This is a genomic window from Clostridium cylindrosporum DSM 605 (genome assembly GCF_001047375.1).
In the GTDB taxonomy this organism is placed as follows: domain Bacteria; phylum Bacillota; class Clostridia; order Clostridiales; family Caloramatoraceae; genus Clostridium_AB; species Clostridium_AB cylindrosporum.
Map to the genome: position 1 here is coordinate 81251 of NZ_LFVU01000001.1, position 24863 is coordinate 106113.

20 protein-coding genes are annotated in these 24863 nt (G+C 32.2%); 1 reads left to right on the forward strand and 19 read right to left on the reverse strand.

Annotation, left to right across the window (positions count from 1 at the left end):
- Positions 1–106 precede the first annotated feature (106 nt).
- From CLCY_RS00360 to addB, 11 genes are all read right to left on the reverse strand, one after another.
- A complete protein-coding gene (locus tag CLCY_RS00360) occupies positions 107–646 on the reverse strand; it encodes a DL-endopeptidase inhibitor IseA family protein (RefSeq protein WP_048569151.1) in 540 nt (179 codons plus the stop codon).
- Positions 647–848: 202 nt separating this feature from the next.
- Positions 849–1244 (reverse strand): D-ribose pyranase, encoded by a 396-nt coding sequence (gene rbsD / locus CLCY_RS00365; RefSeq protein ID WP_048569152.1) that lies wholly within the window; start codon positions 1242–1244, stop codon positions 849–851.
- A gap of 2 nt (positions 1245–1246) precedes the next feature.
- The gene (gene rbsK, locus CLCY_RS00370) at positions 1247–2176 is read right to left on the reverse strand and encodes a ribokinase (protein ID WP_048569153.1); all 930 of its coding nucleotides are present in this window, start codon (positions 2174–2176) and stop codon (positions 1247–1249) included.
- Between the two features lie 141 nt (positions 2177–2317).
- A complete protein-coding gene (locus CLCY_RS00375; RefSeq protein ID WP_048569154.1) occupies positions 2318–3232 on the reverse strand; it encodes an alpha/beta fold hydrolase in 915 nt (304 codons plus the stop codon).
- 69 nt (positions 3233–3301) lie between these two features.
- Positions 3302–4009 carry a hypothetical protein gene (locus CLCY_RS00380; protein WP_048569155.1) on the reverse strand — a complete coding sequence of 236 codons (708 nt, stop codon included), beginning with the start codon at positions 4007–4009 and terminating at the stop codon, positions 3302–3304.
- 137 nt (positions 4010–4146) lie between these two features.
- Positions 4147–4977, reverse strand: coding sequence for an Ig-like domain-containing domain (locus tag CLCY_RS00385; RefSeq protein WP_048569156.1), 831 nt, complete (start codon positions 4975–4977; stop codon positions 4147–4149).
- Between the two features lie 298 nt (positions 4978–5275).
- On the reverse strand, positions 5276–6106 hold the full coding sequence (locus CLCY_RS00390; protein WP_048569157.1) for an Ig-like domain-containing domain: 831 nt from the start codon (positions 6104–6106) through the stop codon (positions 5276–5278).
- 100 nt (positions 6107–6206) lie between these two features.
- Entirely contained in the window at positions 6207–9323 is a 3117-nt protein-coding gene (locus CLCY_RS00395) for an AAA family ATPase (RefSeq protein WP_048569158.1), read from the reverse strand.
- Positions 9320–10459, reverse strand: a complete 1140-nt coding sequence (locus tag CLCY_RS00400) for an exonuclease SbcCD subunit D (RefSeq protein WP_053083204.1) — start codon at positions 10457–10459, stop codon at positions 9320–9322. Before CLCY_RS00400 ends, CLCY_RS00395 begins: the two co-directional genes overlap by 4 nt.
- Positions 10460–10472: 13 nt before the next feature.
- On the reverse strand, positions 10473–14081 hold the full coding sequence (addA, locus tag CLCY_RS00405) for a helicase-exonuclease AddAB subunit AddA (RefSeq protein WP_048569159.1): 3609 nt from the start codon (positions 14079–14081) through the stop codon (positions 10473–10475).
- Positions 14071–17502 carry a helicase-exonuclease AddAB subunit AddB gene (gene addB, locus CLCY_RS00410; RefSeq protein WP_048569160.1) on the reverse strand — a complete coding sequence of 1144 codons (3432 nt, stop codon included), beginning with the start codon at positions 17500–17502 and terminating at the stop codon, positions 14071–14073. The genes addA and addB overlap by 11 nt, the downstream gene beginning before the upstream one ends.
- A gap of 535 nt (positions 17503–18037) precedes the next feature.
- Between addB and CLCY_RS00415 the strand changes: the two genes are divergently transcribed.
- Positions 18038–18850 carry an alpha/beta fold hydrolase gene (locus CLCY_RS00415; RefSeq protein ID WP_048569161.1) on the forward strand — a complete coding sequence of 271 codons (813 nt, stop codon included), beginning with the start codon at positions 18038–18040 and terminating at the stop codon, positions 18848–18850.
- An 88-nt stretch (positions 18851–18938) separates the two neighbouring features.
- On the opposite strand, the gene rimI is transcribed toward CLCY_RS00415, so the two are convergent.
- From rimI to CLCY_RS00455, 8 genes are all read right to left on the reverse strand, one after another.
- Positions 18939–19388, reverse strand: a complete 450-nt coding sequence (rimI, locus tag CLCY_RS00420) for a ribosomal protein S18-alanine N-acetyltransferase (protein WP_423230482.1) — start codon at positions 19386–19388, stop codon at positions 18939–18941.
- Between the two features lie 7 nt (positions 19389–19395).
- On the reverse strand, positions 19396–20103 hold the full coding sequence (gene tsaB, locus CLCY_RS00425; RefSeq protein WP_048569162.1) for a tRNA (adenosine(37)-N6)-threonylcarbamoyltransferase complex dimerization subunit type 1 TsaB: 708 nt from the start codon (positions 20101–20103) through the stop codon (positions 19396–19398).
- A gap of 8 nt (positions 20104–20111) precedes the next feature.
- On the reverse strand, positions 20112–20543 hold the full coding sequence (tsaE, locus tag CLCY_RS00430; RefSeq protein ID WP_048569163.1) for a tRNA (adenosine(37)-N6)-threonylcarbamoyltransferase complex ATPase subunit type 1 TsaE: 432 nt from the start codon (positions 20541–20543) through the stop codon (positions 20112–20114).
- A gap of 94 nt (positions 20544–20637) precedes the next feature.
- The gene (gene lepB, locus CLCY_RS00435) at positions 20638–21153 is read right to left on the reverse strand and encodes a signal peptidase I (protein WP_048569164.1); all 516 of its coding nucleotides are present in this window, start codon (positions 21151–21153) and stop codon (positions 20638–20640) included.
- 66 nt (positions 21154–21219) lie between these two features.
- Positions 21220–21483, reverse strand: a complete 264-nt coding sequence (locus CLCY_RS00440; protein ID WP_048569165.1) for a DUF1294 domain-containing protein — start codon at positions 21481–21483, stop codon at positions 21220–21222.
- Between the two features lie 31 nt (positions 21484–21514).
- Complete coding sequence (locus CLCY_RS00445) at positions 21515–22297, reverse strand: EFR1 family ferrodoxin (protein WP_048569166.1); 783 nt, start codon at positions 22295–22297, stop codon at positions 21515–21517.
- A gap of 169 nt (positions 22298–22466) precedes the next feature.
- Positions 22467–22781 (reverse strand): hypothetical protein, encoded by a 315-nt coding sequence (locus tag CLCY_RS00450; RefSeq protein WP_048569167.1) that lies wholly within the window; start codon positions 22779–22781, stop codon positions 22467–22469.
- A 478-nt stretch (positions 22782–23259) separates the two neighbouring features.
- Positions 23260–24852, reverse strand: coding sequence for an ABC-F family ATP-binding cassette domain-containing protein (locus tag CLCY_RS00455; protein ID WP_048569168.1), 1593 nt, complete (start codon positions 24850–24852; stop codon positions 23260–23262).
- Between the last annotated feature and the right edge of the window lie 11 nt (positions 24853–24863).

Below are 24863 nucleotides of genomic sequence, written 5' to 3' on the forward strand. Positions count from 1 at the left end.
AACCCTTTTTTATATTATTGACTATTAAATTCTTTGGATTTTTCAAACTCTCTTTAATACATCTTGTAATTTCAATATTTTTTGTTATATGAAATTCATATTTAAATTATAAAACTTCCCACTTAGTAATTTTAAGTTTATTATTTTCAAAGGAAACATAGGCCCTTAAATATAAATCTTCTTTATTACTATCCTTAAGCTTTAAAGTAATGTATCCTTTTTTCAAATTTTCATCTACTATTTCAGCAGAATCGATATTAGGCTTATCTCCAGCTTCTCCTGCAATAACATATAGACTTCCATTTATCATCTTTGGTGAAAGGTTTTTCATAAATTCTTTAGTAGAATTTTCTGAGTAAAACCTAGCGAAATAATTTTCTATATCTTCACTTGAATTAAAGTTTTTAATAACCTTTAAATATTCTTCTCCACTAATGTTTACTACATTCTCCATGTCAAGGGAATCATCTAAGTACCAGTAAGCATTATACCCTTCCTTTAAAAATTCAAGAGTACTATTCACTTCCTCTCTAGATGCTGAAACTAATGTACTTTTACTTCCAGCATTCCAAAACACTCCAGTAATAACTATTAAAAGTACAAATAATATCATAAATAATTTTTTATAACTTTGTTTTTTTCTCACGTGTACACCTCCAAGTTATGTATATTAAAATATATGTTTGTAAACATAAAACATTCCTTTATTAATTTAAACAATTTGTTAAATGCTTTACATTATATGAGTTTGTCCATATATTAATCAAATATACATAATAGGATCACTTTTCCAAATAAACTTATTTAAAAATAAAAAAACCTAGTGGATTCTCCCCTAGGTTTATACTTTAAAATATACTAGCTGATTTAATTATTATATTTGAATATGGAGTAGCTTCTCCACATCTAATAACACCTCTGCATTTTTTAAGCATTATCTTAAGTTGCTCATTTGAAACCTTAACAACCTTTTTACCTTCAACCTCAGCTGTTATAGAGTCAAATATTTCTTTATTTTCTTCCTCTGTTTCCATAGCAATTATAACTTCATTTGTTTCTACATCACTTAGAACTGCCTTTAAAGTATCCATAAATGATGGAATCCCTTTAATAAGTGCTAAATCTATTTTCTTAGTTTCATCTGGTATAGATGTTGTAGCATCAACAATTGCTATAGTATCTGTTTGTCCAAGTTCTGCTATAAGTGAACTTATATGTGTATTAAGTACTCCTGATTTTTTCAAGGTTATTCCTCCCCATATATCTTTGTAACTTCTTCAAATGTTGGGATAGATGTTTGTGCACCCTCCTTAGTAACAACGATAGCTGATACCTTACTTGAGAACTTTACTGCCTTTTCAAGGGAAGAATATGTTAACTTCTCCTCGGATGAAAGTATTCTTGAAAGTCCTCCTATAAATGAATCCCCTGCAGCTGTTGTATCAACAGCTTCTACCTTCTGTGCAGGAACTAGGGTACTGTCTTCATTTGATACTAAAGCTGCACCTTTATCACCAAGAGTTATTATAACATATTTTACACCTTTTTTTAGAAAATACTGCGATGCACTCTTAGCACTTTCCATATCATAGGGTTTAACCCCTGTTAGAGACTGTGCCTCTGTCTCATTTGGTACTATTATATCTGTATACATCAAAAGTTCATCGGTTACTTCCCTTGCTGGTGCTGGATTTAGGATAGTCACAACACCACTTTCCTTTGAAATTTTGAAAGCCTCAAGTGTTATATCTATAGGTGTTTCAAATTGTGCTATAAGAATTTTACTTCTCTGTATAACCTCCTTAGCCCTACTAATATCATCTATTGTTATCCCCATATTCGCCCCAGGAACAACAGCTATAGAGTTATTCCCTATAGAATCTACTAATATAATAGCAACTCCAGTTGGTCTTTCAACATCCTTAAAAACCCAATCTACATTTATGTTATCTTCTTTAAGTGAATTTAGTAGAACCTCACCACTGGAGTCATCACCTATTTTCCCTATCATTGCTACATTACATCCAAGCCTACTAGCTGCTACTGCTTGATTAGCTCCCTTTCCTCCAGGGATTTTATTAAATGTGTCTGCAAGAACAGTCTCACCGAGTTTTGGCAGACTTTCGCACACTACTACTTCATCCATGTTAATACTTCCAAGCACACAAACCTTCATATTAAGTGTCCTCCTACTAAATTACTTCATCTACAAAGCCTTTTTTATTATCTCTCCATTCTTTAGTATTATAACACTACTTGTTAAAACTTCTACAAATCAAAAATACTCTGCTAATTTATATAACTGACAGAGTATTTTTCAAATATTTTTTATCCATTTTAGAAGGTCGTTATATACTTCTTCTTTATTAATCTCATGTAACATTTCATGTCTTCCATCTGTGTAAAGTGTAAATTCTACCTTGAATTCATGACTTTTATAAAAATCTATTGTTTTATTTACACCTTTGCCATAAAAGCCTATAGGATCCTTATCACCTGATAATATAAAAATCTTTAGGTTATTATTTTTTTCTTCAAAGGAACTTTCATATAGTAACCTTTGCAGATTTGTAAAAAATTCAAAAAAGAAACTACTTGGATGAATATTCCCACAGTATGGATCTTTTAAATATTCCTGTACTGCTTTTTCACTTCTTGATATCCAATCAAATTTTGTTTTAGGAGAAGATATCTTGCTATTATTATTACCGAAAACCAGCTTATCAATAATCTTTGATTTATATAACTCTCCTTTTCGCTTTGTTATTAGCCTTGTTATAATACTTCCAAACCTCAGCTTAAAATTCCCGTAAAATCCTGTTCCAGATAATATAAGCCCATCTATTAACTTAGAATTCTCTATTATAAAATCCCTTGCTAAAAATGAACCCATACTATGTCCTAGTAGAATTATTTTTGCATCGGGATAATCCTTTTTCGCCATCTCTATAGCATATTTTAGATCCTCCCTCATTCTATTCCAGCCATCTACTCCTAGGTAGCCAAGTTCTTCTTTAGATTTAGAGGTTAATCCATGTCCTCTATGAGAATGACCATATACAAAAATATTATTTGATAACAAGAACCTTGCAAATTCATCATATCTCTCGATTCTCTCTGCCATACCATGGGAAATAACAACTATTAAATTAGGTTTAACATTCTCCTCTATCCACTTATAACCTTTTACTACAACTTCATCGAAGGAATTAAATTCATAGGATATTCTCATATTGCCTCATACCTTTTCTATTAATATTTACACTTATCATTTGAATAGTTATTAACATTTATTCCTATTTTACTTGGTAGCTTTTATTTCAGTTTCCTTATCCGCTACTTTCTTATCTTCTTTTTTATCTTCCTTTGACTTAGAATCAACTTCTTTTTCCTCTACATTACTTTCATTGACACTACTTGTCTTTCTAATAATCTTAGCAGACTCAGATGCTATACTATTATCAAGCCCAATTATACCAGCTGTTAATTTATTGTGATGTCTTGTAACATAGGAATCTGAGTTACCATCTGTAACAAGCCAACCTCTCTCACGCACTAGATTAGCCTTAGTTACCTTCATGTCCCTTATATTTTTCATAGCATCCCTTGACTCAATAAGATTCTTAAGACTCTCTGATATTATAACACCACCTCTTACTTCATCTGATGATGCTGCCTTTTCTGACTGTTTCTTCTCCATCTTCTCCTTTAGCTTTTCCTCTTCTCTTTTTCTTTCTTGAATCTTAGCCTCTTGAATCTGAGCCTCTACTTCTGCTAACTTCTTATTAATTTCATCTAACTTATATTTTTTCTCCTCAGAAGACATTTTTTTATCCATTAGTTCTTCTTTTGCTTTAAGTAAATCTTCCTTAGTTTTTTCCAGTGCAGTATAAGAGGAACCCTTACTTTTATTTTGAAGCATTATACTTTTATTTTCACTATTATCATTTGTTTGTTGTGCTTTAGAAAGTGTACCCCAGTTTGTACTATTAGCTCCTTGAATATTCATACAAAATATACCTCCTAGTATAACATCTTACTATAGTTATCGATAACTTTTTAACCATCTCCAACTATTACCAATTACTAAACAAAAGTGCTGCTGACATTTTACTGTCAACAGCACTTTTGTTTAATAATATAATTTTATAGTAGGTTATCTATCTCTACAGGCTCTTCTGTATAGATAACTACTCCATCTTTATCCTTTATTTTGCTAGTGCTTTGTTTTATATCTATTGTAACAACTTGTCCAGCTTTAACTTCCTTATCAAGTGTAATAGTTAAAGTTACCCCATCTTTACTTAATACAGCTGATTTAACTGCTACAGAAGTATTGTCAACTTTTACAATAATGCTATCCTTAACATCACTAACATCTGTTTTCAGAACTTCAGTGAAGGTAATTGTTATCTTGTCAGGTGATCCCTTTTCAATTGCAGCTTTAGTTACTCCAAAGTCATCACTTAATATATCATTAATCTCTGCTATTTTCTTATTAAGTCTATTTATAAGGCTATTAATTTGATCTTCATATTCATTAACATCAACCTTCTCTAAATCAGCTTCAGCTAGTTCTACATACTTTATCCATTGTTCAGCATTTTTTACTGTATGAGCGTTGTTTGCCATACTTCCTTCTACTTTGTTAACACGTGCTGCTGCATTTACTAAAGCTTCAGCTGAGTTAATTCTTGCAGCATATTTGTTTTTAGTTGCTCCCTTTGGAAGTTTAGCATTTAAAGTTCTTGCTTCCTTTATGTACTTTTGCCACTGTCCTACATTTTTAAGTCCTAGGAAATTTTTCTTAAGAGAATTTCTTATTTGCTCAACTTTTGTATGTACTGCTTTAGTGTCTTCTTTAACCCCTGCATTAACAATTTTAACTTCATCAACTGATTGAGTAGTACCTGCTACACTTACAAGTGTCATAGCTCCTACAAGAACTGAACCAATTAACTTTTTACTCTTACTCATACCTTCCTCCTAAACCAAATGAAATTTTTATATGGTAAAAGGATTATATACTTTTACTGATATTTTTTCAATATTACCAATTTTCCAAATTATTTACTTATCCATCTTTCCCTAATAAGATATACCAGTTTACTGCCATTTTCTATAGTATTTTCTATAACTATAAAAAGTCTGCTTTCTATACTATTTATAAAAAAAAGTACTAACAATTTCTTGTTAGTACTTTTAACTAGCATAAAAACTTTATCTCATAGTAAGCAATCCTAGGTTACTTAATAAAATCTTATAATAATTCTGTTTATAAAAGGTTATCTACTTCTACAGGTATATCTGTATATATACCATTCCCATTTTTATCTTCTATACTTCCATCTTCCTTTAAAGTTACAGTAACTGCTTGTCCTGCTGTAACTGGCTTGTTTAATGTAATAGAAATAGATAATCCATCTTCACTTATTATAGCTGACTTAACTGCTACCTCTGTGTTATCTACATTAACTATAATGCTATCCTTAATATCACTTTCACTTGACTTTATAGCTTCACCAAATGTGATAGTTATCTTATCTGGAGTAGCTTTTTCGATTACAGCATCTGGTATTTCAATATCTAATCCTAATATTTCATATATATCTAGAATTCTTTTTTCTAGCCTATCTACTAAGCTATTGTATTGTGCTTCATATTGATTAATATCAACCTTTTCTAAATCTTCAATAGCTAAATCAACATATTCTCCCCATTGTGGAACATTAGCCATTACATGGGCATTCTTATCCATACTAAATTCTAATTGGTTAACACGTGCCGCAGCATTTACTAATGCCTCTGCTGTATTAATTCTTTCAGCATACTTAGTCTTTGTTGAACCATTTGGTAGTTTAGCATTAAGCGCTCTTGCTTCTTTTATGTACTTTTGCCATTGGCCTACATTCTTAAGTCCTAAATAATTTTTCTTTAGAGAACTCCTTAGATGTTCTATCTTATAGTGAACAGCTAGGCTATCTTCACGAACTCCAGCCTTAACAACCTTAACTTCACTAATTGATTGTGTTGCACTTGCTATACTCATTAGTGTCATAGCACTTAAAAGACATGCTCCTACCACCTTTTTACTTTTGTAAATCATAATTTTCCTCCTATACCAAATCATATTTAACTTTTATATAGGAAAATTATATCTTGGAAATATTACAAATGCTACTGTTATTAAATGTATTTGCCATATATTAACTTTCACAAGTAGCGATGTTACTTCCTTTTTTATCTTTACTTACCTCTATCCTAGACATTATTCTTTCACTAAGTTCTGATACATGGGATATAACCCCAACTACCTTTCCTACTGCACCAAGCTCTAGTAAAGTTTCTATAGCTTTCTCTAAGGATTCAGGGTCAAGTGTTCCAAAGCCTTCATCTATAAACATAGTGTCTATCCTAACTCCCCCGGAGGATGCCCCAATAACATCTGAAAGTCCAAGTGCTAGTGCTAGTGAAGCTTTAAAACTTTCCCCACCTGATAAACTCTTTATACTTCTTGTTTTTCCTGTATAGTTATCATATACATCAAAATCAAGTCCTTGGCTTTTTCTAGCATCGGTTATATCAACCTTTCTTTCTAGATAGTATCTTTCATTAGTCATTGCCTTAAATCTAATATTTGCCGCCTCTAGTATTTCTCCAAAGTGATGTGCTAAAACATATCTTTCAAATGTTATTTTTTTAGGGTTAAATCCATTTGCTATATTAGAAAGCTCTGATATTATGCTATATTTCTCTTCCTTACTTCCTATACCACTTGATAACTCCTCAACCATTTTTACTATCTTACTGTTATTATCACATCTTGAATATACTATCTTTTCTTCATTTTCTATTTCTTTAAGTTTCTCTTGAAGTATAGATTTTTCATTTTCAAATTCTTCAGTATCTATCTTTTCCTTACCTAGAGTCTCCTCTTCTAAAACCTTAATCTGCTCTCTAGATGTTAAAAGCTCATCTCTATATTCCTTTATATTATTATCAATTACATCAATATCCTTAGAATCAAGTAGACTTTCCTTAAAAACTTCATAGGTAAATCCTAAAGAGTTTAACTTATCATAAAAGATTTCTTCTCTAGATTTAACTTGAATCTCTGCTTCTTTAAGTTCTTCTAGTTTGTTTTCAAGGTTTTTAATGGCAGATGTTAACTCTATAGTAGCTTTCCTTTCCACTTCTCTAATTCTTCTTAAACTTTCTTCCATTGCTGATATAGACTTTTTAGTATTTTGAATAAGGATTTCAAGTTCCTTTAGAGAACTAACCTCTCCATTAATACTCTTTTCAAGGCTTTTCTTAGATTCTCTAAGTGTCTCGCATTTTGCAAAGACTTCTCTATTTTTAATTTCTAAAGACTTTATTTCCCTATCAACATCTTGAATACTTAATAAGATCTTTTCTCTATCTGAAACCTTTAAACTTTTAGCCTTTAGCAAAAGATTTTTATCCGCTAACTCCTTTTCATCCTTTTCAAGCTCTGACCTAATAGCTCCGCCTTTATTTGTTATATCCCCTTGAAGAATATCTATTTCTTCTATAGAGAAGTCATCTACACCTAAAAACTTCTTAAACCCTTCTAGTATAACCCCCTTAAGCATTTCGTCTATTTTAACTTTAACTGCAGTTACACTTTTTAGTAATTCTTCCTTATTAGCTTTAACTTTCTCAAGGTCATCCTTCAGGACTTTAAGTTCCTTCTCACTTAAAGTAGAGGCTGATACTCTTGCCTTATTTGGATGATGAATTGAGCCGCACACTAGGCATGGCTCACCTTCAACTAAAGCCTTAGCTAGTATCCCTGCACTTTCAAGCTTAATCTCTTCACTTTTTTCCTCATAGTAGTTATTTTTCTTAAGATAATTACTACTAATAATGCTATATTCCTTCGAAAGTTCTTCTTTCTTTTCAATGTTCATCTTTAAGACTTCTATTTTCTTATAGAAGTCTCGAAGCAAGTTTAAATCTTCCTTCTTTTCTTTAACTTTTCCCTCAAGGCTTAAAATATCTACTTCTACACATTTATTCTCATTTAAAAAGCTTTCAATATCTACAAGGTTAACTTCCTTTTCTTGTTTTAGTTTATAGTTCTCCCTTAGGCTATCTTCTATTGTTTTTAATATCTTTTCTTCTTCTTGAAGCCTGTATGACTTCTCTTCATATTCCTTAAATACATTAACTTGACTTTCTAAACTATGAAGTTTTTTCTCAAGGGATTTTCTCTCATCCTCTTTTGATTCCTGAAGGGTTAATTCCTTACTTAAGTCTCTTAGAGTTTTCTCCTTTTCCTCTATTAAACTTTGTGCTAAAAGTTTTTCTTCTAGCTTCCTCGTAGCAAAGTTTTTAGCACCTATTAAATTTTCCTCAAGTAATTTAGCTTCATTAGCTTTTTTAGCCATTAGGGACTTTTTCTCATAACTTAATATTTCTTCTTCTTTGGATAAAAGAGATTCTAAGGATAGCTTTAGATCTGAAATTCTTTGGATTTTATTATTTAGTTCTTTATATTTTTCTATCCTTTTAAGCTTGTCTTCTATTTCCTTAGTCTTATTAATTTTATCATCCTCAAGCTTTTTTAAGGTCTTTTTATCCTCCTCAAGAATTTCTTTAACTTCAAGTAAAATCTCTTGTATATTCATATTCTCTGATTCTACAAGGGATTTTAGCTTAAGATTATCACCTGATTCTATTTTTTGAAGTAGTGTAATTCTTCTATCTCTATACTTTTCAAGCTCCCTTCGCATTAGGATAGACTTGTCCTTTAACTTATCCTGAAAGTCCTTATAAATCTTACTTGAGAATATCTTTCTAAATATCCTCTCCTTTTCCTCGGTGCTAGATTCTATAAGCTTCTTAAATTCTCCCTGTGGAAGCATTACTATTTGTCTAAACTGTTCAACATTAAGACCTAGAAGTTCTTCTATCTTCTCTTGAACTTCATGTACCTTGTTTAAGAGTTTCTCATTTGGTAGATGTAATTCTACTGCATGGTTTCTTTTTGTCTTTCTTCCCTTCATTGTTTGGGTAGGTTCACGTCTAATAGTATAAATCTCTCCATGAAGAAGAAATTCAAGTTCAACAAATGTAACTTCCCCTCCATCTGCAAAATCGCTTTTAAGATCTTTTTGCTCCCGATCACTTCCTGAAGTCTCTCCAAACAAAGCAAAGCTTATAGCATCGAATATAGTTGTTTTTCCTGCTCCAGTAGGTCCTGTTATAAGATATATGCTGTCCATCTTTGTAAAATCTATTTCTTGAGGTTTTGCATATGGTCCAAATGCATTTATTGTAAGTTTTAGAGGCTTCATAAACTCACCTCCGCCACTGAAGATTTAATTACCTTTAACATTTCATCTTTTCTTTTATCATCTATTTCCTCATTAAACTCTAAGTAAAAATCAATAAATAATTCATCGATTCCTTTTTCCCTATAATTCCTAGCACTATCAAGACTTACATCACTTTTCCCCTTTGATACCTTTTTAAGTCCTAGAACGTTATTATACACTCCTCTAAGGGAGCCTATAGGGTCTATTAATTCACCTTCATCTAAAAGCTCTGCAAAAATATAATCATCTAGATTCTCACCCTCATAACTATCAGGATCTATTAGATCATTTAGATAGCCACGTATAACTCTTAAATCACGCTTTAAACTTAGCTTCTTAAGTGTAACTTCAACTTTACCATCTCCATCAATAGTAACTATTGATACTGACTTATCCTGCTTTGCCTCTGATACAGAGTACTTAAGAAGTGACCCTGAGTAGCGAATATTATCACTTCCTGCCCTTTGTGGTCTATGAAGATGCCCAAGTGCAGTATATGTGAAATCCTTAAATATAATAGGAGATACTATTTCAGCATTTCCTATATTTAAAGGTCTTTCCGAATCACAAACCTCCATACTAGATGCTCCTACAAATGCATGGGCTATAAGTACACTTCTTTTATCTATATTAATATTATCTATGATGCATTTAAGAGCGTCCTCATGGGACTTAACATCACTTCTCTTATATAATTTTCTAACCTCTGAGGGGTCAGTATATGGAAGAAGATAAAAATCTACTTCTCCACTTTCATCAGAAAGTGTAACCTTTTTCACATCTCCACTAAATGCCCCTTCAATATATAATCCTTCCCCCTCAAGAACTCTTTGGAGAAAGCTTAATCTTTCACTACTATCATGATTACCTGCTATAGTCATTATCTTAGTATTTGTTTCCTTAATAACCTTTGTAAAGAAATCACTTAAAACCTCTACAGCATCAGCAGGAGGAACAGACCTATCATAAAGGTCTCCTGCTATTACTAAAACATCTGGTTTTTCTTCTTTTATAAGTTCTATAAGATTATTTAGTGCAAACCTTTGATCTTCAAGCATAGAAAACTCATGTATAATCTTTCCTATGTGAAGGTCTCCTGTGTGGATTAATTTCACACTACCAACTCCTTTAACTGTACTTTAACTCTATACCCTTTCCTAGAAGATAAATGTACTTTTCCTTTACCTTTTTCCCTGTAAGCTTTTCAATAGCTAAGCTATAAAGACTTATTTGGACCCTGTATCTTTCATATATTTCATCTATATTTTCTTCTGTTACATAGTCTGTTTTGTAATCTATAAGAACTATTCCATCCTCTTCTTCAAAAAAGCAATCTATAATACCCTGAATAGCAATACTTTCATCTGAAGCAGAATATTCTTCATATACATATCCTACTGGAACTTCTATATGAAATGGCACTTCACGAAGGACCCTCTTAGCTGCTATCATTCTTCTACCTAAACTACTTTTAAAGAACTTATATACACCCTTTAGGTATATATTTTCTCCCTCCTCCCTAGTTATAAACTCTTCTTTAACTAACTTTTCTAGTCTTGCCTTTAATGAATCTAGTGTAACCTCCTCATTTAGGTCTACCTTTTGCATCATAAAATGCATAAGAGTTCCCCTTTCAGCTGAAGTTATTCTCTTTTCATCCTTTAGGAAATTAGGAGTCTTTAATACATAGCTTTGAGTAAGGTTTAAGGCATCTTCATCTACTGCATTAATTATTCTTTTAGCCTCTGTAACAGATAGCTTAGATGGCACCTTAGACAAGTATTCGTAGGTATACTTAAAGCTAAGTCTTTTATTAATCTCATCTATCTTTTCTGTTTCATAATCTGGGCTTAGACTTTGAAGGGATGATGTTACCACCTCTCCTACTTCTAAAACCTCTTTATCCTTTAATATAACCTCTCCCTTTCTTATAACATTAACCTTAAATGGGAAGTTACAAGTATGTTCATTTGATAAAACAATAGGTGCTAAAAGGTCTAGGTAACTTGATGAAGATAGTACCTTAGCCTCACTTAAACCTTCACCTTCTTTAAGACTACTCCAAGCATTTATCTTATCATCTATTTTTTTAACTGTTCCTGTTATTATTAGCTTCTCCTTAGCCCTTGTAAATGCAACATAGAGTATTCTCATCTCCTCAGACTTTAACTCTATTTGAAGCTTTGTTTTTATTGCTTCTTTTATAGTACTTTTGTATTTTATTCTTTTAGAAAGGTCTACTATATCCGGTCCAAAACCTAAATCCTGATGAAGAAGTACACTTTCTCTAAAGTCCTGTTGGTTGAACTTTTTCCCAAATCCTGAGCATATACAAACAGGAAATTCTAGTCCCTTACTTTTGTGTATACTCATAATTCTAACAACATCTTCATTTTCACTAAGTGTCTTTGCACCTGACATATCTCCGCTACTTATCCTTAATTTATCTATAAAGTTAACAAAGCTAAATATTCCCTTAAAGCTTGTAGCCATAAACTCTCTAGCTCTTTCAAATAAAACTCTTAGGTTAGCTTGCCTTTGGTGAGCCTTTGGTAGCACTCCAAGATAAGAGTAGTATCCTGTATCCTCATATAAATACCATAGGAATTCATCTATAGGAGTATTTTTCCCCTTTAACTTCCACCTGTCTATTTTTGCAAGTACATTTCTACACTTTAATCCTATATCACTTTCATTTATGGATAATGATTTTAAGCATTCATAGAAGTATCCCTTCTCTGCAAGTCTTAAATCTATCATGTCCTCAGGAGTAAATGAGAATATAGGTGATTTTAAAATAGCAAGTAGTGGAATATCTTGAAATGGATTATCTATCACTTTAAGTAGTGATATTATTGTTTTTATCTCTACAGTTTCAAAATATCCACCTCCAGTATCTGAAAAACATGGCACCCCAGCTAAGGTTAACTCCTCTTCAAATATCTCTGCAGTATTCTTGGTGCTACGAAGAAGTATTACAAAATCCTTGAACCTGGCATTTACATATTCCCTCTTACCTGTCTCATTATTTTTCTTAAGAACCTTAAATGGATTCTCTGTGTCTACCATGGATTTTATCTTCTGTGCTACATACTTTGCTTCAAGTGTAGTCTTATCTACATCATCCTCCTCAGTTTCATCCTTAATGTCCTCTATAAGACTTAGTTCAATCTTTCCTCCTGCCTCAAATCCCTCTATTTCAAAGTCTTCATAATCAGCTCCTACATTAAGCCTTTCCTTTTCTGTATATGAAAGCTCCCCAACATCCTCAGTCATTATTCTCTCGAATATATAGTTAACCCCACTTAGAACCTCATCTCTACTTCTAAAGTTCTTATATAGGAGTATTTTCTTCCCACTTAAACTACCTTCACATTCTTCACCTGTACACTCTAGATATCTATTATACTTATCTAGAAATATCTCAGGTTTTGCTTGACGGAATCTATATATACTTTGCTTAACGTCACCAACCATGAATCTGTTACCAGGATTCTCCCTTGATATAGTACTTAATATATATTCTTGAACATAGTTACTGTCTTGATATTCATCAACTAGAATCTCAGTAAACCTATCTCTATATTCATGTGCAGCCTTAGATGCTATAACTTTTCCATCCTCATATACAGTTAATATGTTTAGTGCAAAGTGCTCTATATCATTAAAGTCAATAATAGCTCTTTCTCTCTTTTTCTCTGAGAATACATCCATAAATCTTGAAACTATGGCTACTAAACTTCTCATTAAAGGGAAGCTATTATTAATCTCCTCCCTTATAGAGTTTTCATCCTTAGATAAAACTCCAATGGTCTTTTTAATACCAGCTGTAAATTCCTTTTTAAATTCAGATGCAGCTACTTTAACATACTCAACTGGACACTTACCACTTAAAGCTGGAAGTTTAACCTCTCCAAGTATCGAAGCCATATCACCAGTAGCTTCACTAGATAATACTTCAAGACATATATTAACCATATCATTAAATACACTAATATATTTCTCTGGAAATCCTTCTATCTCTAGAAGTTTAAGTATTTCCCTTGCCTCATCTAGGTAGGATTTATATGTTCTTTTTATATCTTTAATTATAATTTCTCCCCACTGTGATGAAGAAAAATCAAAATCACTATCTATTTCAAGCATATTTAGCTTGTCATTAAGCCACTTCTTAGGGAATGGAGATGATACAGAAAATCTATACACCCTATCTATTATCTCCTCTATCTTATTGTCTCCCTTACCTGAGGCATAGCTTTCAACTAGATTTAGAAATTCAAGGCTTCCCTCTTCATAGAAATAATCTAAGGTTTCCTCTACAGCTTCCTTTTTTAGAAGTTCAACTTCAGTAGTATCTCCAACTCTAAATCCAGGGTCAAGGTCTATAAGATGAATGTTATTCCTAATTATATTTAGACAAAAGGAGTGAATTGTAGTTATATTTGCTTTATTAAGAAGGACTAGCTGTCTTTGAAGAAAGTGATTTTCAGGTTCTATCTCTATTCTTTTTCCTATTGCATCCCCTATTCTCTCCTTCATTTCAGATGCTGCAGCGTTAGTAAATGTAACAACTAAAAGTGAATCTATATCACACGGATCATCCTTATCTGTTATTCTTCTTATTATTCTCTCAACTAAAACCGTTGTCTTACCACTTCCAGCAGCCGCTGCAACTAAAAGGTTAGAATCCCTAGTTTCTATAGCTAAAAGCTGTTCATCTGTCCATTTACTTCCCATCCATCTCTACCTCCTCCTTAATCTTATCTAAAGCTGCTTCCTTACTTATACTCTTAGTTATGTTATAGGAATTATCCTTAAAGCTTATATCAAACTGACAAATTGGTGAGTATTCACACCACTCACAAGGCGACTCATCCTTGTCCTTATATGGGTTTATTTCGATTTCTCCACTTAGCATCCTAGAACATAATTTACTTATGAGTCCCTTTACATAACTTCTAAGTATATTAAAGTCCTCAAGTGATACTGCATTTGAAGTAGCAGAAAACTCTCCATCCTTTTTTATACTTACAGGGACTATTTTCGACTTTGATGTAAGCGAGCTATCCATTGCAAGGGCTAGATTCATATCCTTAAGTAAAAGCCCCTCCATTCTAAACTCCTCAAGCATTTTTTCCTGTGCCTCCTTAGGTGTTATATTCCCATCAGTACTAAGAAGAGGTTCATCTAACTTGAAGTAGAATATACCTCCAGGAGCTACAGGAGTATCTTTCTTCTCATAGCTTTCTAAAATTGCATCTAAATACACTAATAGCTGCATTTGAAGTCCATAATATATATCTGATAGACTAACCTTTCGTTTAGATGACTTATAGTCAACTATTCTAATATATTTACTTCCATCTATTGTTGCTTCATCTAATCTATCTATTTTACCAACTAGTTCAACTACTTCTCCATCTTCAAGTTCAATAACAATAGGAGGAAACCTATCATGTGGCCCAAACCCCTCTTCATATCCTACCGCTTCAAACTCCCCAGCTTTAATATGCTCAGTAATAACCCAAATAGCATTTACTATAAGCCTTTTTAGGCGAATAGACAAAAACTTATACCTTGCAGATGAGTTAAGTACATACTGCGGAAGTGCCTCTAACATATTATCAACTATAACTCCTACAGCTTCTTGTATCCAATCTTTTTCAATTTCCCTTATATCCTCAGCTTCCTTTTTTATAACACCTGAAAAATCTTCTAATACCCTATGCATAAAGTTACCTATTTCAAGTGCCTTAAATCCATATTCTCTCCTTTCTTTAGCCTTTAACCCATATTTAACAAAGTAGGAGTATGGACATTTTGAGTAGGTTTCTAGTTGTGATACACTAAATCTATTACCACTATAAAGCTGCCTTATCTTATCCCTTGGAACTTTCTTAACTTGATTAGTATATAAAAGTCCTTCCAAAATGCTATTAATCTTATCTGAATAATCCTCATTTCTTTTGAACCATCTAAAAACATCTAGCCATAAAGGATCAATATATCCTGTATCATTGTACTTTCTTATTTTTAGTACTAGTGAATTAAATGTAGGACTTATTGATGTAATGTTTTCTATATCATCATCCTTTAGATCTATTAAATCACTTTCTTGTTTTATCCTTGGGAACACCTTTTTAACTCTATGGATTATAATTGATTGTCTAAGGGTTTTTCCCTCGTGATCTGAAATTGGGTAACTTAGCCTTAATTTTTCACTTGCTGAAGTTAGTGCAGAATATATTAGAAACTGCTCATTAAATGACTTTTCACGAGTATCTAAATCCATTTTAAGTCCTGCGAGTTTAATCTCACTTCTTTCAATATCATTTATAATTCCCTCATCAACAATAGGTGCTGGAAAAACTCCATCATTAACTCCAAGAATAAATAAAACCTTGGCACTTTGATTTCTCATTCTATCAACATTAGCTACACGTACACTATCAATTACAGATGGCACAGAAGCTATGCAGCATTCACTAAATCCAACAGATAAAAGCTCTACAAATTCTGAAACCTTCATAGAATCATCACCCATTATCTCCACTGTTTGATCTAGTATGTCTATAAGGATATCAAAAACCTGAGAATATTCTCTAGAAAGTAAAATATCTCCTAAATTATTAAACTCATCAATCATACTTGATATCTTACTATCTACTCCAATTGATAATAGGAAATCATAAACTGTTCTACACATATCTCTAACTGTTTTACTATTCTTAAGGCTATTATGAAAATTATTTAGTGGAGTTATAACCTTCTCTCTAGTAAGATTTATCCTCTCTAAAAGCTCATTCTCTCTTTCATTATCAGTATTATCTATTCTTATACTTGAATATGTTTCAAATGGCTTAAACCACCTTTTACCTTTAATTCCGTTTTCAACAACATAGTTTTCAAGTAAATTAATATCCTCTCCATCAATATCTATAAGTCCTGACTTTAGATATGTAAATACTCCCTCATAACTCCATCTTCGCCTTTGAACCTCTAATGCTGAAAGAAGAAGTACAACTATAGGATTCTCAGTTGCTACCTTTTTCTTATCTATATAAAGCGGAATATTATAATCAGAGAAGATCCCATCAATTAAGGACTCATACCTATCCATATTTCTCGTGGCTACTACAATGTCCCTATACCTATATCCATTTTCACGAACCATTTTAACAATGCTTTTAGCTGCACTCTTCACTTCACTATAAAGGTTTGATGCTGTAAAAACCTCTATATCCTTTGTTTCATCCTTATATCTTACAAAGGGAAACTTAAATGCATACTTTTCAAGGTGAGCAAGTTCTGTGCTATCAGAAAACCTATTGGCATAATTAGCGTCGTTAAGATTTATAGGCTTTTCGTAGGAAACCCCATTATTTGCTGCTATCCTAAGTAGGTTTTCCTCAAAATCCTTACCACTTGTAAACAGGTCCCAGTTAGTACTAGACCTTGATAAACCGTCACTTGTAATGGTTACTGTAACTCTTTTAGCCTTTTTTATAATTTCTTCTAGCACTTTTAACTGAATAGGATTCATCCCTTCAAATCCATCAACAAAAACTTCAGCACCACTTAGATAACTGCTTTCTGGAATCTTTCTAGCTAGAAGTTGAATTTCATCCTCCTCATCAACATATCCTCCATGAAGCCTTTCATTAAACTCATCTAGGATCTTTGAAATATCTTGAAGCTTTCCCTTTAAAGTCTCGCTATTAATACTCGATGCTACATCCTCTATCTCACTACTTTCAATATCAAATCTTTTAAATTCCTTTAATATATTTGATATATCAGGTATAAAGCCCATTTTTGCAGATGACTTTGAGAAAACCTTAAGAGAATCAGAAAGGGATGATAATATATTAAAAATAAGCATGCTTCTTCCACTTGAATTAATATGCCTATGTGAAAGTCCCCCAACCTCAGTGAAAATTCTATTGCCAAGTGTTCTAAAACTTAAAACCTCACCTCTAAAATCCTCATCCCTACTCACTGTATGTAAAAGCGTATTTTCACTACTAAAAGTTAAGTATTCAGGAACAAGTAGTATAAACCTGTTACCTTCCTTTTTCTCTATACCTTTTTTTATTTCATTAAAACAGTAGGTACTTTTACCGTGGCCTGACCTACCGAAAACAAATCTTAAACTCATAATACCCTCCATAAATCCATATAGGTATAACATTATCTTTACATATAATTATAATGTAAAGTACAAATTCTTACATTAACATATTAATCCTTTTAGAAAAACAAAGTACCAACCTAGATTTAAACTTATATAAAACTAGATTGGCCTTTAATTAATTTTTTATATTAAGTTATGTATATAGCTCTAAATGCTGGGTATACTTATTAATGAAACAGTTTCGCATAGTTTTATCCCCCTCAGGGCATGGAAAGTTTCCCCTTTTCCATGCCCTCCCCTTTTTCCTAATAGATTCTAAAAACTTTTTATTTAAAATGTATATAATCCTGTAAACGGGGTAAACTTATTAATGAAACAGCTTCCCATAGTTTTATCCCCCCTAGGGCATAGAAAGATCCCCCATCTTTCTATGCCCTTCCCTCTTATCTCTATTATTCTATAGCCTTATGCCTTTATAGATAATTCTTGTTTAAATCTAAGTTATATAAATCTTTGATAAGAATAAACTAGTAAAAAAGAAATTTTTGGAGGTATATCATTGGGATACTATGTTAAAGTAGAATCTAATGTAAAGGTTTATGTAGAAGATTTGAATCCCTTATGCAATAAAACAATAGTATTTTTACATGGTTGGCCAGGAAGTAGTGAATTATTTGAATATCAATTTAATAAGCTTCCTGAGAAAGGCTTTAGATGTATAGGTATTGATATGAGAGGCTTTGGTAGGTCAGATAAACCTTTTACAGGATATGACTATGATACCTTATCAAATGACGTAAGAGCTGTTATAGAAGCCCTTAGACTAAAGGATGTTACTCTCCTAGGTCACTCTACGGGAGGTAGTATAGCTATTAGATACATTGCAAAGTATGGACAAGGAGTATCAAAACTTGTTCTTTGTGCTGCTGCGGCTCCAAGCTTAATTAAGCGTCCATATTTTCCATATGGGCTTCCAAGGGAAGCTGTAGATAACATAATTAGTGAAACCTATAGTGACCGTCCTAAGATGTTAAGTGATTTTGGAGATATGTTTTTCTTCAAACACATAACTAAACCATTTTCAGATTGGTTCTTCTCATTAGGACTTAAGGCTGCAAGCTGGGCAACTGCCTCAGTTGCAAGAACTTGGATAGAGGATGAAAAATTATTCTCTGATCTTGAAAAAATACAAATTCCAACTTTAATACTTCACGGTATACACGATAAAGTATGTCGTTTTCAATTAGCGGAAGCACAGAAAAAAGCAATTAAACACTCTAAACTTATTCCCTTTGAATTTAGTGGACATGGATTATTTTATGATCAACAGGAAAAATTTAATAGGGAATTAATTAAATTTATTGAGGAATAATTTAAAGTTTCATTGTATATAGTTGGCCCTATCTCTATGCAATAGAGGTAGGGCCAATTTCTTTACATATAAAATAACATTATAAAAATTACAATTCATAATTCCACATTATAAGGGCATCCTCACCTGTATCTTGATAATAGCCCTTTCTAGTTGCAACTGAAACAAATCCAAACTTCTTATAAAGGTTTATCGCTGGAGTATTACTTACCCTAACCTCTAGAGTCATAGCAGACATTTTTGCGCCTTTACAAACTTCAATCATGTCCTTCATTATAATATTCCCAAAACCAGCCCCTCTATATTCAGGATGAACTGCAATATTAGTAATATGAGCCTCATCAAATAGTATCCACATTCCCCCATATGCAATAACCTTATCATGCACTTTTATCACCCTATAAAGTGCATTTTTATTATTTGTAAGTTCTAGGTTAAATGCATTTTTACTCCATGGAGTTGTAAAACTTAAGGCTTCTATTTCTACAACATCATCAATATCATTAACTGTCATTGTTTCTATAGTGTACTGCTCCAAGTGTTATCTACTCCTTACCATGTTTTTTCTCATATTCCCTTTCTGCCTGTGACTTTCTAATATATACTGGTCCAAATGAATATATACTATCTTCAATTCCCTTAGATAGTCTTTCTATTCCGATTAACCCTAGTGTTGCTGCCCTTGGGCTATTATTCATAGTTAGAGAAAACTCTGCTCTACTACCAATAATAGACTCTATCTTTTCTCTATGAAGGGATACCGCATCCCCTATAAAAATAATTCTTTCTTCATATTCTCTAAGACTTTCTATTAATTCATCAATATGAAGTGCATCATAATCTGTTATTCTATCAACATCATTTTTTCCTACCTTGTAAAGTGATGTATAAACATTGTCATGTAGCGCATCAACTATTGGGCACATAAGCCCATTGAAACTTCCATTTTGGTATGCAAGTGAATCAAGGCTAGAAACCCCTATAAACTTTCTTTCACTTCCTTGAACCAATCCCTTAGCTGTAGCTACTCCAATTCTAAGTCCAGTAAATGAACCAGGTCCCCCTGACACTACAACTCCATCTATGGAGTCCATATTAATTGAAAGAGTAGATAATATACTTTCAATCATAGGAAAAAGAATGGTTGAATGCTGAAGCTTATTATTAATAAAAATTTCTGATTCTATTTTTTCATCATTTACTATAGCAACAGAGGCTACAGTACTTGATGTTTCTATCGCGATAACTCTCATGTTTCCTCCTACTTAATACAAAATTCTCTGTCTGATTTTATTTCTATATCACGTGTATTTTCATCAATTCTCTTAATTACAATATCTATTGTATTCTTAGGTAAAAGCTCTTTTACAACCTCTGACCACTCAATAATACACACACCTTGGCCATAAAGGTATTCTTCAAAACCTATTTCATACATTTCATAAATATCTTCTATTCTATATACATCAAAGTGATAAAGAGGAATTCTACCACTATATTCATTAACTATAGTAAATGTAGGACTTGTTACATAATCATCAACATCTAAACCCTTTGCTATCCCTTTAGTAAAGTGAGTTTTTCCTGCACCAAGGTCCCCATTTAATGTAACAACATCTCCCACTTTAAGGCTTAAGCCTATTTTTTCTCCAAGTTCTATTGTTTCCTCTACACTATTCGTTCTTATTATCACTATTTTCACCTTCTTTTTTAGTAACTATAAAATTAATTTTAACATAAACATGTAAATTATAAAATAAAACAAAAAAGAGGCACTCGCCCCTTTTCTAATAACCAAACTTTATACTTGGTTTTAATCTCATATATACTTTAGATTTAATTTTATTTATATCAACTAATCCAACTTCAGTATATCTACTATCTTCACTATTATCCCTATTATCTCCCATAACAAAATACTTATTAGCTGGAAGTTTTACCTCATTTACCTCGATAGTCTCCTGAGGCTTTTTAATATAGTTTTCAGTTATTGCTTTTCTATTTCTATATACCACATTATTTTTTATTGATATAGTATCCCCTGGTATTCCTATGACTCTTTTTATGTAAAACTCTTTATTAGGAGCTTGAAATACAATGATATCTTCATAATCTGGGGTATCAAATACATATTTTCTTCCTATCATAAAATCATTGTTTTGAAGTGTATCATGCATTGACTCTCCATTTACTCTAAAAGGAATTACATACCTTGGAACAACTACCAATATAATAATTTGTAAAACTATAAAGAATATAATCAGCCATTTAAAATCTTTTAAAAAGTTTAGTATCTTTCCCATAATTATTCTCCCATCCCATTAAAATACTCTAATGAATATATTAAAGCAATTTTTTAAAGGTTTCAATTACTTAATAAACAAATACAAAAGTATTAACTGCACTATAATTATTATAGGAACACCTAAAGTAAACTTTATATGCTTTGTTTTATGCCTAAACATGTACATACCTAGTATTGAACCTATACTACCACCTATAATAGATAAAAGTATAAGCTTTGCCTCACTAATTCTCCACTTATGCTTTATAGACTTTCTCTTATCAATAAACATTGCTAAAAAGCTAATCATGTTAATAACAGCAATATAATAAATGAATAATTCTTTCATAGAACCTCCTATATCTTAAGTAAGTATTAACTTAAATAATTGTTTCTATCTCTTTTCTTCTAGCCAAACAGATACCTTCTATAAATTCAATCTTCTCCTTAAATGCAGGTACCTCTATACTTTTTGCACTTACAGGGCAACTTCTTATACATGCAAAACACTTAATGCATTTTTCAATATCTGTTTCTTTAGGATTTTTCTTTGATATTGCATTTGTTGGACATACCCCTATACATTTCCCGCAGCTTGTACACTTATCATTTGCCATAGGTGCAAAGGGCATAAACCCTATCCCCTCTTTATATGGATAATTACCGCTAACCTTTATGTCCCCCTTTAGAAAGTCTTTACCTTCTATCTTATTTCTTATGCACTTACCAAACTCTATGGCCTTTTCTAAATCTACTGTATCTGGCCTATTAGTAGCAATCCTTCTTGAATATGAATGCTCACCTATAAATGCCCCTGCTGCTAAAGGAACAAATCCCTTTTCTTTAAGAATATTTTTAAGTTCTAATAAAGAATCCTCATACTCTCTATTTCCATAGTTAACAACTAAAACTACAGGTGTATTCTCTCCCTTAAGTGCCCTAAACAAATCCCCTTCTATATTAGGTATTCTACCTGCGTATACTGGAGAACCTACAATAACAAGCTCATCACTTTCAAAGAAAAGACTCTGCTCCCTTGACTCTTTCCTTGTTAAGTCATATTCAATTGTTTCAATTCCAATACCACTAGCTATTGCCTTTACTGTTTTTCTAGTGTTTCCTGTTGGACTAAAATAAACTAAATTAACCTTTTTTATATTCATGCTAACATCTCCTATTGTATAGTCTAATTTAATTATTATAGGTATTTTAAGCTAATTCAACTGATATTGTATTACGGAAATGAAAATATTTTGATGTAAAGTTGAGTTCTTGCAATAATGTAGGGGTTAGCTAAATCAACTTAATGTTTAAAAGATTTATTACTCATATTTAAAATAACTTATATGTTTTCTTAATTAGACTATAAGCTGAATATAATATTATTAGAGTAAAACAAACTATAAGCGATGTAGATATAGTTATGGACACATAATCACTAACTATAAAGACCAAGCTAAGACAGATAGAAGCTATCCCGCTACTGAGCATTCCTCGTTTAATAGCTTTAACATAATCCCTAGACTTTTGACTATCCATAGTACCCTTAGCTTTTCTAACCACATCATCCTTACCTATCGAATATGAAAAGTACAAAGCATATATACCTCCAACTAAAACTAAACATTCACTGATAATCTTAAGCATCAAAATATCTCCCTTAATTACAATAAAACTTCTATAATCTTTAAAATGAATTATACTTACTACGACTAATCCTAAATTATATTTCAGCACAATTATGTAAACTTAAAAGCCCTTTAATTTTTCTAATTAAAACACTTAATATTTTATAAACTTTTAAATATCTTAAAGCTATTCTTCGATATATGTAAAATCAAATTATGTTATGTAAAAATAGTTTCATTGCAAGGATGTGTTGTCTATGGCTAAAACAATAGAGCCACAAGCTAGAGATTCTTATCAAGCAAATTTGCATATACCTAGAAGACTGCGTCAAGCATAGCGGTTTTTCAGCTAGTCGCACTTGGTATATGTAAATTTGCGCAGATTAGAAGCTCTGTGAAGAGGCCTCGTCGTTTTAGCCATAGACAACACATACTGCAAGACACCTAACCCTACATAAGAAAAAGGCTAACGATAAATTCATTAGCCTTTAAAATTTCTATTTATTAAATTTCATCTCAAGATACTCATTGTAAGTCATTTCCTTATCAATAAGTCCATCTTCAGTGAATTCTATTATTCTATTTGCTATAGTTTGTATAAACTCATGGTCATGTGATGTAAATAGTATTACACTCTTATAAGCCTTAAGTCCATCATTTAGTGCTGTAATTGTTTCAAGGTCTAAGTGGTTAGTTGGTTGGTCTAGCATAAGAACGTTTGCTCCACTTAGCATCATTCTTGAAAGCATACAACGAACCTTTTCTCCCCCTGAAAGAACCTTAGCTTCTTTAAGTGCTTCTTCACCTGAGAATAGCATTCTACCTAAGAATCCTCTTATATAGCTTTCAGTCTTATCCTCTGAGAATTGACGTAGCCAATCAACTAGGCTTAAATCAACACCATCAAAGAACTCTGAGTTATCATTTGGGAAATATGAACTCTTAATAGTGATCCCCCATTTGTAGCTACCACTATCAGGTTCCATTTCTCCTGCTAATATTTTAAATAGAGTTGTATTAGCAATTTCATTATTTCCAGCAAATGCAATTTTGTCGTCCTTTGATACTCTAAAGCTTACGTTATTAAGAACCTTAACACCATCTATTGTCTTAGATAGGTTTTCAACAACTAGTATGTCATTTCCAACTTCTCTATCAGGCTTAAGCCCTATATATGGGTATTTTCTGCTTGATGGTTGAATGTCATCAAGGGTTATCTTATCAAGTAACTTCTTTCTTGATGTTGCTTGCTTAGACTTAGATGCATTAGCACTAAAACGAGCAATAAAGTCTTGAAGTTCTTTAATCTTGTCTTCCTTCTTCTTGTTCTCGTCCTTCATCATTTGAAGAGCTAACTGACTTGATTGATACCAGAAATCATAGTTACCTACATAAACTTTAATCTTTCCAAAGTCAACGTCTGCTATTTGTGTACATACCTTATTTAGGAAGTGTCTATCATGGGATACTACTATAACAGTTCCTTCAAAGTCTCCTAGGAAATCTTCAAGCCAAGCAATTGACTTAATATCAAGATGGTTAGTAGGCTCGTCAAGAATTAGAACCCCTGGATTACCAAATAGTGCCTGTGCAAGTAGCACCTTAACCTTTTCTGACCCAGTAAGCTCTGCTACCTTCTTTTCGTGCATATCAACAGTTATACCAAGTCCTTGAAGAACTGTTGATGCTTCTGACTCTGCTTCCCATCCATTCATGTCAGCAAATTCACATTCAAGTTCTGATGCTTTTATTCCGTCTTCATCTGAAAAATCAGGCTTAGCATATAGTTCGTCCTTTTCTTTCATAATGTCATATAGACGCTTATTTCCCATTATTACAGTTTCTAAAACACTGTATTCATCATATGCATTATGCTCCTGTTTAAGTACAGAAACACGAGTATCCTTAGGTATAGAAACTTCACCTGTATTCGCTTCTATTTCTCCTGAAAGAATCTTTAGGAAAGTACTCTTTCCTGCTCCATTTGCCCCAATAACCCCATAACAGTTACCTGGAGTAAACTTTAGGTTAACATCTTCAAACAGCTTTCTACCGCCGTATCTTAAACTTACATTAGTTACAGTTATCAAATCTAATCATC

Bases quoted from the DNA above. Each gene is read 5' to 3' on its own strand.
- tsaB (WP_048569162.1), bottom strand. From the start codon at position 20,103: ATGAGAGTTATCGCGATAGAAACATCAAGTACTGTAGCCTCTGTTGCT.
- CLCY_RS00385 (WP_048569156.1), bottom strand. From the start codon at position 4,977: ATGAGTAAGAGTAAAAAGTTAATTGGTTCAGTTCTTGTAGGAGCTATG.
- CLCY_RS00395 (WP_048569158.1), bottom strand. From the start codon at position 9,323: ATGAAGCCTCTAAAACTTACAATAAATGCATTTGGACCATATGCAAAA.
- rbsK (WP_048569153.1), bottom strand. From the start codon at position 2,176: ATGAAGGTTTGTGTGCTTGGAAGTATTAACATGGATGAAGTAGTAGTG.
- addA (WP_048569159.1), bottom strand. From the start codon at position 14,081: ATGGGAAGTAAATGGACAGATGAACAGCTTTTAGCTATAGAAACTAGG.
- addB (WP_048569160.1), bottom strand. From the start codon at position 17,502: ATGAGTTTAAGATTTGTTTTCGGTAGGTCAGGCCACGGTAAAAGTACC.
- CLCY_RS00375 (WP_048569154.1), bottom strand. From the start codon at position 3,232: ATGAGAATATCCTATGAATTTAATTCCTTCGATGAAGTTGTAGTAAAA.
- CLCY_RS00440 (WP_048569165.1), bottom strand. From the start codon at position 21,483: ATGAAAGAATTATTCATTTATTATATTGCTGTTATTAACATGATTAGC.
- CLCY_RS00380 (WP_048569155.1), bottom strand. From the start codon at position 4,009: ATGAATATTCAAGGAGCTAATAGTACAAACTGGGGTACACTTTCTAAA.
- CLCY_RS00390 (WP_048569157.1), bottom strand. From the start codon at position 6,106: ATGATTTACAAAAGTAAAAAGGTGGTAGGAGCATGTCTTTTAAGTGCT.
- CLCY_RS00445 (WP_048569166.1), bottom strand. From the start codon at position 22,297: ATGAATATAAAAAAGGTTAATTTAGTTTATTTTAGTCCAACAGGAAAC.
- CLCY_RS00450 (WP_048569167.1), bottom strand. From the start codon at position 22,781: ATGCTTAAGATTATCAGTGAATGTTTAGTTTTAGTTGGAGGTATATAT.
- lepB (WP_048569164.1), bottom strand. From the start codon at position 21,153: ATGGGAAAGATACTAAACTTTTTAAAAGATTTTAAATGGCTGATTATA.